The sequence below is a fragment of the Candidatus Pelagibacter communis genome (assembly GCF_001180185.1).
GTDB lineage: Bacteria > Pseudomonadota > Alphaproteobacteria > Pelagibacterales > Pelagibacteraceae > Pelagibacter > Pelagibacter ubique_F.
Map to the genome: position 1 here is coordinate 14,118 of NZ_CVSS01000043.1, position 15,024 is coordinate 29,141.

Annotated in this window: 12 protein-coding genes, 2 tRNA genes and 1 other RNA gene; 4 read left to right on the top strand and 11 right to left on the bottom strand. The window is 28.4% G+C overall.

Annotation, left to right across the window (positions count from 1 at the left end):
• Position 1 precedes the first annotated feature (1 nt).
• The 3 genes from mraZ to AMN95_RS02860 form a co-directional block, all read right to left on the bottom strand.
• A complete protein-coding gene (gene mraZ, locus AMN95_RS02850; protein ID WP_075522478.1) occupies positions 2–457 on the bottom strand; it encodes a division/cell wall cluster transcriptional repressor MraZ in 456 nt (151 codons plus the stop codon).
• Between the two features lie 156 nt (positions 458–613).
• Positions 614–968, bottom strand: an RNA gene (gene rnpB / locus AMN95_RS02855) — RNase P RNA component class A.
• A gap of 42 nt (positions 969–1,010) precedes the next feature.
• Positions 1,011–1,745 carry an N-acetylmuramoyl-L-alanine amidase gene (locus AMN95_RS02860; protein WP_075522479.1) on the bottom strand — a complete coding sequence of 245 codons (735 nt, stop codon included), beginning with the start codon at positions 1,743–1,745 and terminating at the stop codon, positions 1,011–1,013.
• 63 nt (positions 1,746–1,808) lie between these two features.
• Between AMN95_RS02860 and AMN95_RS02865 the strand changes: the two genes are divergently transcribed.
• Together AMN95_RS02865 and AMN95_RS02870 are read left to right on the top strand one after the other, a co-directional pair.
• The gene (locus tag AMN95_RS02865) at positions 1,809–2,594 is read left to right on the top strand and encodes an MlaA family lipoprotein (RefSeq protein WP_256997929.1); all 786 of its coding nucleotides are present in this window, start codon (positions 1,809–1,811) and stop codon (positions 2,592–2,594) included.
• Between the two features lie 17 nt (positions 2,595–2,611).
• The gene (locus tag AMN95_RS02870) at positions 2,612–3,196 is read left to right on the top strand and encodes an MlaC/ttg2D family ABC transporter substrate-binding protein (RefSeq protein ID WP_075522480.1); all 585 of its coding nucleotides are present in this window, start codon (positions 2,612–2,614) and stop codon (positions 3,194–3,196) included.
• Positions 3,197–3,214: 18 nt separating this feature from the next.
• Here AMN95_RS02870 and AMN95_RS02875 read toward each other — a convergent pair.
• The 6 genes from AMN95_RS02875 to AMN95_RS02900 all read right to left on the bottom strand — a co-directional run bounded on the left by AMN95_RS02875 (position 3,215) and on the right by AMN95_RS02900 (position 8,888).
• Positions 3,215–3,291, bottom strand: a tRNA-Ile gene (locus AMN95_RS02875).
• A gap of 62 nt (positions 3,292–3,353) precedes the next feature.
• Entirely contained in the window at positions 3,354–4,604 is a 1,251-nt protein-coding gene (locus tag AMN95_RS02880; protein WP_075522481.1) for a hypothetical protein, read from the bottom strand.
• A gap of 74 nt (positions 4,605–4,678) precedes the next feature.
• A tRNA-Val gene (locus AMN95_RS02885) sits at positions 4,679–4,753 on the bottom strand.
• A 5-nt stretch (positions 4,754–4,758) separates the two neighbouring features.
• Entirely contained in the window at positions 4,759–6,582 is a 1,824-nt protein-coding gene (rpoD, locus tag AMN95_RS02890) for an RNA polymerase sigma factor RpoD (RefSeq protein WP_075522482.1), read from the bottom strand.
• Between the two features lie 69 nt (positions 6,583–6,651).
• Entirely contained in the window at positions 6,652–8,427 is a 1,776-nt protein-coding gene (gene dnaG, locus AMN95_RS02895; protein ID WP_075522483.1) for a DNA primase, read from the bottom strand.
• Positions 8,427–8,888 (bottom strand): GatB/YqeY domain-containing protein, encoded by a 462-nt coding sequence (locus AMN95_RS02900; protein ID WP_075522484.1) that lies wholly within the window; start codon positions 8,886–8,888, stop codon positions 8,427–8,429. The genes dnaG and AMN95_RS02900 overlap by 1 nt, the downstream gene beginning before the upstream one ends.
• A gap of 126 nt (positions 8,889–9,014) precedes the next feature.
• Between AMN95_RS02900 and carA the strand changes: the two genes are divergently transcribed.
• Together carA and carB are read left to right on the top strand one after the other, a co-directional pair.
• The gene (carA, locus tag AMN95_RS02905) at positions 9,015–10,208 is read left to right on the top strand and encodes a glutamine-hydrolyzing carbamoyl-phosphate synthase small subunit (protein ID WP_075522485.1); all 1,194 of its coding nucleotides are present in this window, start codon (positions 9,015–9,017) and stop codon (positions 10,206–10,208) included.
• Positions 10,186–13,410: a carbamoyl-phosphate synthase large subunit gene (gene carB / locus AMN95_RS02910; RefSeq protein WP_075522486.1), complete on the top strand. Its 3,225-nt coding sequence runs from the start codon at positions 10,186–10,188 to the stop codon at positions 13,408–13,410. The genes carA and carB overlap by 23 nt, the downstream gene beginning before the upstream one ends.
• Here the strand turns inward: carB and AMN95_RS02915 are convergent.
• Positions 13,407–14,072 (bottom strand): hypothetical protein, encoded by a 666-nt coding sequence (locus AMN95_RS02915; protein WP_075522487.1) that lies wholly within the window; start codon positions 14,070–14,072, stop codon positions 13,407–13,409. The two genes, carB and AMN95_RS02915, sit on opposite strands and share 4 nt — an antisense overlap.
• Positions 14,072–15,013, bottom strand: coding sequence for a mitochondrial fission ELM1 family protein (locus tag AMN95_RS02920; RefSeq protein ID WP_075522488.1), 942 nt, complete (start codon positions 15,011–15,013; stop codon positions 14,072–14,074). The genes AMN95_RS02915 and AMN95_RS02920 overlap by 1 nt, the downstream gene beginning before the upstream one ends.
• Positions 15,014–15,024 lie beyond the last annotated feature (11 nt).

Here is a 15,024-nt window from a genome sequence, read left to right on the forward strand (position 1 = left end):
CTTATTTGTTAAGTTGATGCTCCCATTTAAGGCTAGCTCGATTTATATTTGCTTTTTTTCTTGCATTTACCTTAAATTTTTCAAATATTGCTGGTTCCCAAATTTGGAATGTTTTTCCTTGGCCAACAAAGACCATGCTATTTTTAATTTTTGCATGTTTTAATAATTTTGTAGTAAGTGAAATTCTTCCTTCGCTATCAAATTGTAAATTTGAGCTTTCAGATAAAATAGATGTTGCAAAAAAATCTCTTTTTTCTTCAAAAGGATTTAATGAGTCTATTGTATTTGATATTTTTTCTATTCTATCTTGTGGCCATGCCTCTATTGATTGATTATTAAAAGAAGGATAACAAACTACTCCATTATATCCTAGATTAGATAAATATGATCTAAAACTAGCAGGCACTGAAACCCTTCCTTTTTTGTCTAGTTTGTTCTCGTAAGTTGATAAAAACATAAACCATAATTTCCTTTATTCCTTTTTATGGGAATATATGGGATATTATGGGTTTTTATGCTTAGAGTCAATACTTACTATATATTCTCAAATAATGTGTATTTCACATTATTTGAATCAAAACGAGAACATTTGCATTAAAATTTTAAGATTAATTTTGCCAGATAAACTATAAGCCGGGTTCTGTCATTTAAACTTATCATTTGTCTAGACTTAAGATCACTCTTAAGCTCAAGCAGCTAACCCTGATGACGAGCCAAGGATGGCTTTTAGCTTTTAGACAATGTCATCTCTACTTAGCCTTGCTCCTAGTGGGGTTTTCCAGCGTTCATTGTTACCAATAGAACCGGTGCGCTCTTACCACACCTTTTCACCCTTGCCATGTTATGGCGGTATATTTTCTGTGGCACTATCCCTAGGGTTTCCCCCGCCAGGTATTACCTGGCACTGTATCCTTGCGGAGCCCGGACTTTCCTCTTTAAATTAATAAAGCGATAAGTCATTTATCTGGCAGATTCAATTTATAGTTTACTAATTTTTTTTCAAGAAAAAATTAGTAAGGTTTTAAAAGGTTTTTGATAATCATAAAACATTCATAATCAGACTTTCCGTTAATCAGACTCTGTCTAAAATGTCTTTGAAAAGCTTTAACAATCAATTTTTTACTTTTATCATAGTTTAATTTTTCAATTTTTTTATAACCATAAATATTTAAGTTTTTTATAAATATTATTTCTTGTTTTTTATCTAATTTTTTTAATCGTAAATTTTTAAGAGTGTGATGATTAATTTTATGCCATTTAACAAGGTTTGACTTAGCAAGTTCTTCCCAAGGAAATTTTTCACCTGGATCCTTTTTTCTTTCTGGTGCAATATCGGAGTGACCTAAGATATTATTTAAATTAATCTTATATTTTTCAATCAATTTTCTAAGTAATTTTTTAAGGGATTTTAATTGTTTTGGAGTAAAATTTTTATATTTATGTTCATGGCCCTCGTTATGTATTTCAATGCCTATAGAACTTTTATTTAATGATATTGTATTTTTCCATTTTGATTTTCCAGCATGCCATGCTTCATATGAATCTGGAACTAAATTAATTATATCACCATTTTTTTTAACAAAATAATGAGCACTTACATTTGTTTTTTGACTACACAATCTTTTAATTGCTGAACTTTCATTTTTCATTCCTGTATAATGAAGAATTATAAATTTAATTTTACTTTTTCTTCTCTTTGGTAAAGTGAAGTTTGGGGAGTAATTATTTGTTATTTTTAGCCACATTTTAGATATATTTAGGTTTAAATGTTAATTTACATAAAAGTAAATTATACTATAAGAACATTAATGATAAAAAAAATTGCTATATTTATAATTACAACCTTAACGTTAGTTGGAAATGTTAATGCAGCATCGGATGGTGAATTGCTATTGAAGAAAAATGACCCTTCTGAAATTAAAGAGTGCTGGGAGGGTTTTAATAGAGCTTCTTTTGCCCTTAACCAAGGACTAGATAAAATCATTTTTAAACCAGTTGCAAGTGTTTATAGAACCTTACCTTCACCAGTAAAAACTGGAGTAAGCAATTCATTAAATAACCTATCAAATGTTGTAACAATTCCTAATAACTTACTACAAGGAGAGTTTTCAAAAGCTGGAGATAATACAATAAGATTTATAATTAATACAACATTCGGAATTTTAGGTTTTATAGATGTTGCTAATTATATCGGATTGCCAAAATATGAAAAAGAGGATTACGGGCAAACTTTAGCCGTGCACGGCCTTGGACCAGGTTGTTACTTAGTGCTGCCAGTTCTTGGTCCGACAACGGCAAGAGATGCGGCTGGCTCTACATTAAATTTTTTGGGGGGAGACGCTTGGTACAATGTTACAGTGCAAAACGATACAAAACATTTTAGTGATTTTGATTACTATTCATCAAAAGCAACTGCAGGGGTAGATTTTAGAGCAAAAAACTATGACTCAATTAATAATGTAGAAAAAAATTCTATAGATTTTTATGCATCTGTTAAAAGTTTATACTTACAGGATAGACAACAAAAAATATTAAATACTGACAAAATTGTTGATACTCAAAACGATAGCGATTGGGAAGAAATAGAAAACTAGTTAATAATCTATAATAAATGATTAAAAGATTAGTAATAACCTTATTTATTTACTTAATCTCTTTTACAAATGTACTTTCAACTGAACCAGATATTTTTGTTCAATCTACTGTCAATAGAGCTTCAAAACTCTTATCAGAAAATATTACAAAAGAAGAAAAAATTATGCAACTTCAACTAATTGCCAAAGATACTGTAGATATAAGAGGTATAGGTTTTTACACCTTGGGATCTGTGAGAAAAAGTCTTACCAAAGAAGAAAAAGATAAATATTCTAAATTATTTGAAAAATATTTTTTAAAAAGCTTTTCTAGTAGATTAGCTGAATATACAAATCCAGAGATAGATGTTAACGACAAAGAAGTTATAAATGAAAATTATACAATCGTAAAAAGCACTTTAAAAGCTACAAACGAAAGACCAGAAATTAAAATTGACTGGAGAATATACACTAAAGATAAAAAAAATCCTTTGATTAGAGACTTGATAATCGAGGGTCTTAGTTTAGCAAGAACGCAAAAAGAGGAGTTTGCCTCTGTGCTAAATTCAAATAATGGAAATATAGAAGTATTATTTAAAACCTTAGAAGAATTTTCAAATTAAGTGTTCAAATTAAAAATTTGGTGGGCCCGCCAGGACTCGAACCTGGGACCAATACATTATGAGTGTACTGCTCTAACCAACTGAGCTACAGGCCCAATAAAACTCTCGTATTACAACATTTTATAATCTAAAGAAAGAATAAAGATCATTCTGATAATTAGATATAATTCTTTAATAAATACAATAAATTAAAAGATATTATAAATAAAGATAAAGTATATATCATTTTTTTATCTATAAGATTACTTTTAAAAATATTATTTTCAAAAAAAAGTAAAAAAACAATTAAGACCAATGGATCATAATATCTATGATAAATTGATAACTGGGGATTCATCAAAATAAAAATGATTAAAAGAAATAAATTATTTAAATTACTGGCAGTTAATAAATATATAAAAGAAAAAATAAATATACAGATAAATACAAATAAGTTTTGATTGCCTAAAACTAAATAAGATAATTTTAAAAAAACTCCTCCCCCGCCATATTCGGGTTTAAAATTAAAATAAAACAAACTGAAGATAAAAAATACTATAAAACTGAATAATATTAAGGGTTTTTTTTGTATGGTTTGTTTTATTTTATCTTTATCAAATTTTAATATAAACGGCAATAAATGGAAAAAAATAATAGAACAAATTATTACAAATTTATTAAGATAATTTAATCTCAAAGCACTTGATTCTGGATGAACAGATGTATTGAAAATAAAAAAAGGATTATAAATAAAGAAATAATATAATGCTGGTAAAGACAATATTAAATTGCCAAGCAATAATATCATAATAGTCTTTTTATCAAATTGATTTCTTAAAAATAAATAAGCAAAATATAGACTAAATAAACTGAAATTTGGGCTTATATAAGAAGCCATTGCAACAAAAAAAATATTTAAACTTAAGTAATAATTTTTTTGAATTTGATTATTTTGATCATCAAAAAACTTTAGACAAAAATAAAAAGATAAGGTCAATAAAAATAATCCAAGATTATATGGTAATGGCCAATATGCTACAGTTCTCAGATTTGGTGAAAATAAAACAATGAAAATACTTAAAATTAAAATATAAATTTTATTAATTGAATTATTAAATTTAATTTTTAAACATTTATATATAACAATTAGTGTTAAAAAACTTATGTGTAAATGAACAAACCTAATAGCATCCAAATTTAAATCAATTTTTTTTAAAAAAGAAAGTAAGATATATAATAATGGTGAATGTCTGTTTTCGTATTCGCGAAAATATGTATTAAAATCTTCGGAAAAACTTCCAATCATCCTTTGAACATGTGGCCAGTCTATTGCTCCAGATGTAATATTTTCCTCTATAAAAAAACCTGTAATAAAAATTAAATAACTAATTAGAATTATTAGATAAAAATAAATTTTGTGCTCTTTCATTAAAAATTTATTTATATCTTTAAAAATCTTGCATCAAACTGTTTTTTTCTAAAAATATTACAGAATAATATGGTTGGTGGGCCGTGTTGGTTACGCTCCAACTACCCCTGCAATGTCAATGCAGTACTCTACTATTGAGCTAACGGCCCTTTAATTAACTCTCTAGAAAACTTTTTAATTGTTTTGATCTGCTAGGGTGCTTTAATTTCCTTAGAGCTTTAGCTTCAATTTGTCTAATTCTTTCCCTGGTTACAGAAAATTGTAATCCAACTTCTTCCAATGTATGATCTGTATTCATTCCAACTCCGAATCTCATTCTTAAAACTCTTTCTTCTCTTGGAGTTAAAGTAGATAATATTTTTGTAGTAGCTTCTCCAAGATTTGACTTAATTGCCTGTTCTAATGGAGCTAGAGCTTTTGTGTCCTCAATAAAATCTCCAAGACTACTGTCTTCCTCATCCCCAACTGGTTTTTCAAGTGAAACTGGTTCTTTTGAAATTTTTAATACTTTTCTAACTTTGTCTAATGGCATTCTCAGTTTTTTTGCTAATTCCTCTGGTGTAGCCTCTCTACCATATTCACTGAGAATTAATCTTTGAGTTCTCACAATTTTATTTATTGTTTCAATCATGTGAACAGGTATTCTAATTGTTCTAGCTTGATCAGCAATTGATCTAGTTATTGCTTGTCTAATCCACCAGGTTGCGTATGTAGAGAATTTATAACCTCTTCTGTATTCAAATTTATCAACAGCTTTCATCAAACCTATATTTCCTTCTTGAATTAAATCTAAAAACTGTAGACCTCTGTTAGTATATTTTTTAGCAATTGAAATAACTAATCTTAGATTAGCTTCGACCATTTCTTTTTTTGCAATTCTTGACTCTTTTTCTCCTTTTTGAACTCTACTAACTAATTTTTTAAAATCAGTTACAGACATTCCAAGCTTGAGACTTATTTCAATTAATCTCTCTCTTATATTTTTAAATTCATCTTTATTTTTTGAGAAAAACTGCTTCCAAGTCACATTTGTATCAAGAAATTTTTTTAAGTGAGGATTAATTTCGTTTCCAATATAAAACTTGATAAATTCATTTCTAGAAATTTTATGATCCATAGCAAGTCTTAAGAGGTTTCCCTCTAAAGAAATAATTTTTTTATTCTCAGTGTAATGTTTTTGAACAAGCTCCTCTAAAACTGATGGAGATAATTGCAAAGATTTTATATTTTCTAAAATCTGATTAACTAATCTTTCATAACTCTTTTCTTTTGTTGAAGAAAAAGTTTTTGAATTTAACACACAATCTAATTTTTCTTTTTGATATTTGATGAGCTTATTATATTCTTTTGTTAAATTATAAACGGTTTTAAGAACCTTTGGCTTAATTTCTGTTTCCATAGCCGCGAGCGTAGGATTAAAGTCATCATCTTCTTCAGATGAGCTATCTTCTTTTTCTGTTTCACCTGCATTTTTTTGTTTAGCACTTGGACCTGTGCTTTCATCTTCCATATAATTAGTATCGATATCGATAATTTCTCTTACTAAAATTTCATCTTTTTGTAATTTTTCATTCCAATCAAAAAATTGTTGAGCAGTAATCGGACTTTGCGATAAAGCAATTAACATTACATCTTTTCCTGCTTCTATTCTCTTAGCAATTGCTATCTCACCTTCTCTAGATAGAAGCTCAACCCCTCCCATTTCTCTTAGATACATTCTTATCGGATCATCACTTTTATCTATAGTCTTACCTTCCTCTTTAGAAGATGATTCTTTTTTTCTTAAAACTTTGTAATCAGATTTTTTTTCTACAAGAATTACGTTTTCATTCAAAATATGAATAAAAGCCTGTGATAAATTTTCATTTGATAAATTTCTTTTTCCTAATGATTTGCTTAATTCCTCGTAAGTAATAAAACCCCGATGAGTTCCTCGACCCATTAGTCTAGCAAATGATTTAGTTATAATTCTTTCCACAGCAATTTAATTTTTGAAAAGTCTTATATAATGTCAAATATATAAAAATCCATAATTAAATTAGTCAGATTAATTGAGATTTTGCTTTTTTTTTAACTCTTTTAGCTCGTTAAATGTGTTCTCACTCATATCAATTGAAAATTTCGATTCTAACTCTTGAATTCTAAACTCAAGATCATAATTCAATAAATCTCTTGATATATCTTCCAGTAATTCAATGGTTTTTTGATTATCACCAGATTGATTTTTAAGAATATATTTTATTGGAGCAAATTTATTTATTTTCTCTAAAAGATGATTGTCTATTTTTAAATCTACAATTTCAACTTTTTCATTGGATCTTAATTTGTTAATTATCAACTCAAATATCTTTTTATTAACATCTGTAAAAAATTTTACATTTTCTATCAATTGAATATTTGATTGCAATAAATCTAAATTATTTAAGACTAAATATAACAAAGAAAATTCTTTTAATTCTACACCTGTCAATGATTGACTTTCATTAAAAAACTTCTTGGTTCTATCTAATGATTTTGTCCTTTTAACAAAAAACTTTTTATTATTCTGGTTTAAATGAGGTGTTAATTCTGCAATTTTTTCTAAGAAATATTCTAGCACATATTTTTTTATAAAATCATCTTTAATTGTATTGGCAATAGTTCTTAATTTTTTTTCAAAAATCGCTAATGAGGAAGGATTGTTTTCTGTTTGTTTTTTGTAATGATTAAAAATAAATTGATGAATAGATAACTTACTTTTTTTTGTAAAATCAATAAAATTTGTTTTACCATTTTTATTTACATAGCTATCTGGATCTTCTTTATCTGGCAAAAATAAAAATGAAATTTGTTTTTCAGGTTTTAACTCTCTGATAGAATTTTCTGCAGCTCTTAACGCAGCTTTATAACCACTTTCATCACCATCAAAGCAGATAATGATATCATCAAAAAATTGATTTAGAGTAAAAATTTGTTTATCTGTCAAAGAGGTTCCAAGATTTGCAACTGCATTATTGACTCCATTTTTGCTTAAACCAACTACATCCATATAACCCTCGACTAAATAAATATGATCTATTTTATTAGAAAGTTTTCGAGCTAAATCTAAATTATATAAATTGGATCCTTTTTTAAAAAAATTTGTTTCGGGTGAATTTATATATTTGGCTAAATAGTCTAGATTTTCAATTATTCTTCCACCTAATCCTATCGGTTGACCTGAAATGTTATTAATTGGAAAAATTAATCTACCTCTAAATCTTTCAACACATGTGTTCTTTTTTTCATCCAAATAAAATAAGCCAGTTTCAACTAAAGTTTGTTGACTATAATTATCTTTTAATTTTTCATAGAAATTTGGATTTTTTTGTATGTATCCAATTTTAAATTTTTTAACTTCTGCTTTAGTTAAAGATCTATTTTTTAAATAATCTCTTGCAACGGAATAATTCTCATTTTTTAATAATTCGTTATGGTAAAAATCTACATATTGACTAAATATCGATTGGTACTCTTTCCACTTTTTTTCTCTTTCCTCATCTTGTTTTGAAAACATATAAGGTTGCATGCCAGCTAATTGAGCTAAATGTTTTACCGCCTCACCAAATCTAAGATTTTGAATTTTCATTACAAAATCAAAAATGTTTCCATGCTCTGATGTTGCAAAGCAATGATAAAATTCTTTTTCATCGTTTACTGTAAACGATGGTGTTTTTTCATTTTTAAAAGGAGATAAGCCAACAAATTCTTTTCCTCTTTTTTTTAATACAACAAACTTTGATACAACAACTGAAACTTTTAACCTTGTTTTAATTTCATCAAGATATTCTTTAGGATATTTCATCAACTATTTAATAATTCTTTAATAAGAGGGCCTGCTTTTGCAAAATCAATTTCGTCTGAATGCAGTTTTTTTAATTCACCCATTACTTTTCCCATGTCTTTAACAGAATTTACACCGAGTTTAGAAATGAGTTCTTCACAAATTTTTTTAGTTTCCTCGTCACCAAGCTGTTTTGGTAAAAATTCAATTATAATATTATATTCATTTTGCTCTATTTCTAAGAGATCTGTCCTATTGTTTTTTTTGTAAATATCAATCGATTCGGCTCTCTGTTTAACCATTTTTTTCAAAAGTTTTTTTATATCCTCGTCATCTGTTTCTTTTTTGTTTGGGCCAGACCTATTTGTAATATCCAGATCCTTTATTGATGACAAAATTAACCTATAAGTTGATATTTTTGTTTTATCTTTGGCTTTTAGGGCGTTTTTATATTCAGTTTCGATTGTCTCTTTTAATGGCATATATTTTTAATCTACTTCAAAGAAAAAAATCTTCAAAAGAAAAATTGTTTTTTTACAATTTTATAATACATCTCTGTTGCGATAATAAATCAATTATTGTATTAACCTTTAACTTATGAGTTGTAATTGATCAAAAAAGCAAAAAAAATAAACTCAAACAAATCTCTAAATCATACAGGTGTTCTAGTTCTCGAAAATAAGAGAATTTTTAAAGGTATTGGAATTGGATACCAAGGAGAAGCAACCGGTGAGATTTGCTTTAACACCTCTCTAACAGGATACCAAGAAATTATTTCTGATCCTTCTTATGCTGGTCAGATTATTAACTTTACATTTCCACATATTGGAAATGTTGGAACAAACAAAGAGGATATTGAGTCTGACAAAATCTGGACAAGAGGTGTGATCTTTAATTCTGAAATAACCTCTCCTTCAAATTATAGAGCATTTTTGCATTTAGATTCTTGGCTCAAAAAAAATAAAATTGTTGGAATAACAGGGTTAGATACTAGATGTTTAACAAATTTAATTAGAGATAAAGGAGCGCCAAAGGGGACAATTTCATACTCAAAAAATGGAAAATTCAATATTAGTAAATTAACAAACTCAACAATTAAGTGGGGTGGATTAAAAAATCTTGATCTTGCAAAAACAGTAACAACTTCAAAAAACTATGTTTGGAAAGGCTTTAAAACTTGGAGGAAAGAAACAGGTTTTAAAAGAAATACAAAAAATTCTTTTCATGTTGTTGCAATTGATTATGGAATTAAAAAAAATATTTTAAGATATTTTTCAGATTTCAAATGTAAAGTAACGGTTGTTTCTTGTAAAACTTCTGCAGAAAAAATATTAGATCTTAAACCACATGGAATATTTTTATCAAATGGTCCAGGTGATCCTGCGGCAACAGGAAAATATGCGATAGAAATACTTAGTAAATTAATTAAAAAAAATTTACCTATATTTGGGATTTGTTTAGGTCACCAAATTTTAGCATTAGCCTTAGGTGGAAAAACAAAAAAAATGAAGTTAGGACATAGAGGTGCAAATCACCCTGTCAAAAATTTAGTACATGATAAAGTTGAAATCACCAGTCAAAATCATGGTTTTGTAGTTGTTGAAGAAACTTTACCAAAAAAAATTGAAGTAACTCATAAATCCCTTTTTGATAATACCATTGAAGGAATAAGACTTAAAAACAAACCAATATTTTCAGTGCAATATCATCCAGAGTCAAATCCTGGTCCGCAGGATAGTGTTTACTTATTTAAAGAGTTTATCAACAACATAAAAAAAAATGCCAAAAAGAAGAGATATTAAAAAGATATTAGTCGTAGGAGCTGGACCTATTATCATTGGTCAAGCATGTGAGTTTGATTATTCAGGTACACAAGCTTGCAAGGCATTAAAAGATGAAGGTTATAAAGTAATTTTAATTAACTCGAATCCCGCAACTATTATGACCGATCCAGATATTGCAGATAAAACTTATATTGAGCCAATAACGTTAGAAGTCTTAGAAAAAATTCTTCAAAAAGAAAAACCAGATGCAATCCTACCGACTATGGGTGGCCAGACTGCACTTAATCTTGCAATCGAAGCTGAGAAAAAAGGAATTTTGAAAAAATACAAAATTGAACTTATAGGGGCTAACTCTAAGGCAATTTCTAATGCAGAGGATAGGAAAAAATTTAGAAAAAATATGATTGATATTGGTTTGGATTTACCTAAATCTGAAATTGTAAATAATATTAAACAAGCATCTAAAGTTTTAAAAAAAATTGGTCTTCCTGCAATTATAAGACCAGCGTTTACACTTGGAGGTCTTGGTGGTGGTATAGCTAAAAATAAAAAAGATTATCTTAAAATAATTAAAAATGGGCTTCACGAGTCTCCAGTTAGCCAGGTATTGGTTGAGGAGTGTTTAGAGGGTTGGAAAGAATTTGAGATGGAAGTTGTAAGGGATAAAAAAGATAATTGCATCATCATCTGCTCAATTGAAAATGTCGATCCAATGGGAATACACACTGGTGACTCAGTAACTGTTGCTCCAGCACTTACATTGACTGATAAAGAATACCAAGTTATGAGAAATGCTTCTATTTCGTGTTTAAGAAAAATTGGAGTAGAGACAGGTGGATCAAATGTTCAATTTGCAATCAATCCTAAAAATGGCCGAATGGTTATTATTGAGATGAACCCTAGAGTATCAAGATCATCAGCACTTGCATCCAAAGCAACTGGATTTCCAATTGCAAAGGTTGCCGCAAAACTTGCGGTTGGTTACTCTTTAGATGAATTAAAAAATGAAATCACGAAAGTAACGCCTGCTTCATTTGAACCAAGTATTGATTATGTGGTTACAAAAATTCCAAGATTTACTTTTGAAAAATTTTCAACTTCTCCAGTAACTCTAGGTACATCAATGAAATCAGTTGGTGAGGCAATGGCCATAGGAAGAAATTTTAAAGAATCCCTACAAAAAGCATTGATATCTCTTGAAACTGGTTTTTCAGGATTAGATAGAATTTTTAATTTTGATAAAAAACATATTGAAAAAAAGTTAAAAGAAAATATTCCCAATAAACTCTTACTAGTTGCAGAAGCTATTAGAAAAAAAATCAATTTAAAAAGAATATTTACTCTAACAAAAATTGATCCATGGTTTCTAGAACAAATTAAAGAAATAGTTGAGAATGAAATTAAGATTAAAAGCAAAGGGTTACCCAAGAATTTTAATGAATTTAATAAAATAAAATCAATAGGCTTTTCTGACAAAAAATTAGCAGAATTAACAAATACATCTGAAGAAATAATAAGACAAAAAAGAACTGCCCTTAAAATTTTACCAGTATTTAAAAAAGTTGACACTTGTGCGGCTGAATTTAAATCGTTCACACCTTATATGTATTCAACATACCAGCGAAATTTCTCAATTAATTCTGAATGTGAAGCAGATCCATCAACTAAGAAAAAAATTATTATTCTAGGTGGTGGTCCTAATAGAATTGGACAAGGAATAGAATTTGACTATTGCTGTTGTCAGGCGAGTTTTTCATTAAAAAAGGCTGGATTTGAAACAATCATGGTTAATTGTAACCCTGAAACAGTTTCAACAGATTATGATACAAGTGATCGATTATATTTTGAGCCGCTCAAAGAAGAATATGTTTTTAATTTAATTAAAAGAGAAAAAGAAAAAGGAACCTTAGTTGGGATTATTGCTCAATTTGGTGGCCAAACCCCAATTAAACTTGCAAAATTTTTACATGAGAATGAACTTCCAATCTTAGGAACTCAATACACATCGATTGATTTAGCTGAAGATAGAGACAGATTTAGAAACTTACTCAATAAGTTAAAGCTAAAACAGGCTGAGAGTGGAATTGCAAAAACTTTTAAACAAGCTATTCGAATTGCTGACAAAATTGGTTTACCTTTAATGGTAAGGCCTTCATATGTATTAGGTGGAAGAGCAATGGAAATTGTTCATGAAAAAAGTCAGCTTAAAAATTTTGTAGAGGAAGCGTTTAAAGCAGCTGAAAAAAATCCAATTCTAATTGATAAATTTATAAATCATGCGATGGAAGTTGATGTTGATGCAATATCAGATGGAAACAAAGTACATGTGGCAGGTATTATGCAGCACATTGAAGAGGCTGGTATTCATTCTGGTGACTCGGCTTGTAGCTTACCTCCAATATCTATCAAACCATACTTAATTAAAGAAATTGAAGATCAAACTAGAAAATTAGCTTTAGCTTTAAAAGTTAAAGGTTTTATGAATGTTCAATTTGCAATCAAAAAAGATGAGATTTATGTGATCGAAGTTAACCCTAGAGCAAGTAGGACAGTACCATTTGTCTCAAAAGCAAAAGGTTTACCTCTTGCACAAATTGCATCAAGAGTAATGGCAGGTGAAAAATTATCTAAATTTAACTTGAAAGATAATTCTAAAGGCATGTATGCAGTTAAGGAAGCAGTATTTCCATTTAATAAGTTCCCTGACAGTGATTTACTTTTAGGACCTGAAATGAAGTCAACAGGTGAAGTAATGGGATTTGATAGAAACTTTGGGATGGCGTTTGCTAAAAGTCAAATAGCTTCCTCTAACTCTTTACCAAAACAAGGACTTGCTTTCATATCTTTGAAAGACTCACATAAAGATGAGGGAATAGGTTTAGCAAAAGAACTTATAAAATTAGATTTTACGTTATGTGCAACAAAAGGAACCGCTGAGTACATTAGAAAACATAAAATGAAATGTAGAATTATCAACAAAGTAAGCAGTGGATCTCCTCACATAGTAGATGTTTTGGATTCTAAAAAAATTGCTCTAGTAATTAATACAGGTGGAGGAAATTCTGAGCACAGATTAAATGATGCCATCGCCCTTAGAAGAGGAACTCTTAAAAATAAAGTTCCTTACTGTACCAATATGTCAACAGCAATTGCATGCTTGGAAGCAATAAAATCACTGAAAACTAAAAAAATAGAAGTTGTATCTCTTCAGGATGTTTAGATTATTACTTTCCAATCTGTTTCAAAAGTTACATAATTTACTTGTAAACATCTTCTTTCTTTGACTATTTTTTTCTTTTCCATTCCATGCCATGTATTAGGTCCACTAGTAAAAAGATATCCATAGTTATGCTTATAAGGAACAGTTTTTACTTTTTCTAATTTTTCGTTATAAAAATCTGTCCCTAATTCTTCTGACTCATTTTCATTATTTACAAAAATCAAACCCGACATTAGCTTTTCTTTAATATCACAATGAGGCTTTAACCAAAAACCTTCTCTATCACAAATTATTTCTAACCTCACGTAAGAATTTGACAAATCTTTATTAATCATCTTTGAAATAGTTTGATGTACCTCTTTAGATTGAAGTTCATTAATAAATCTAACTAAATTTGGAAATTTATTTTTATTTTCTTTGTTAACGAAGCATCTAAATTTTATCGCTTCACCGCCTGAAGCTATTCCCTCTCTAAATTCAGCCGCTCCCCCATCAATTGCTCTAGTACCATCATAGTCAATATTATGTTTACTTACATCTGGAATATCAGCTTTAATAATTTCTTCTATAGCTGCATCTGTTAATGCATTATTGTATTCCCAATGATTAAATGGAAATTCATGTTTTTTTGATTGATTTTTTATTGAATTTAAAAATGACATTATGAATTTATTTTTTGTTTAATAATACTTGCTACTCTATTAGTTTCATCAAGTTTTTGATAGCTCCAATTTTCCAAACTATTGTCTAATTTTTTTATAATGTTTAATTCACTAAATAATTCTCTGAATTTTCTAATTCTTTGATCATTTTTGTTTGTTGGAATATCTGCAAAGTAAATTGGTTTTCCAGTTAAAGCTGCTTCAGATATCATTGAAGTTGAGTCGCATGTTATACATATGTATTTTGCTAAAGATAAGGCTGACAGGTAAGCTTTTTTATCTATAGTCTCTATTACAAGACTATTTTGCTCTAGTTTAATTTTAGATAATTCAATTATATTTTTTGGAGTTCTCATTGAAGGAATAACAATTCCCTGAAGATTATTTTTATTAACTAAGTCATTAAACAAATTAAGAATAATCTGAATATTTTGTTCTGAGTATTTATAATTTTTTGTAGGCCCGCCTAGTATTAGTAAAAAATAATCTCTATTTGAGTCTAATCTATTTTTCAAATAATCAGCATGCTTATTAATTTCTTCTTTCGTAAGATAATGTATGGCACCTTTAGTACTTATTACATTTTTACCTTTCAAAGCATCGTGCTCTGGTGCAATAATAAAATCAAAATGATTTAAATCTACTTTTGGATCTTGAATATGAATATTAAATACTTTTTTATTTGATGTATTTTTTAAATGTATCGATGGAATAACACTTTTACGACCACAAGAGATAATATAATCAAACTCATTTACACTGAGCTTTTTATAAACATTTTGTGAAATCGGTGTCAGCTTTGGAGGAATCAATTCCCAAAAATTATTTAGTTCAACCGTATGGTGTGTAAAATCTAAATCTAAAGCTTTTGCCAATCCCTCAACCTGACTAATCATACCATGCATTCCTTGAGTTAATAATATGCCTTTTAATTTAGTCATTAATTACTATA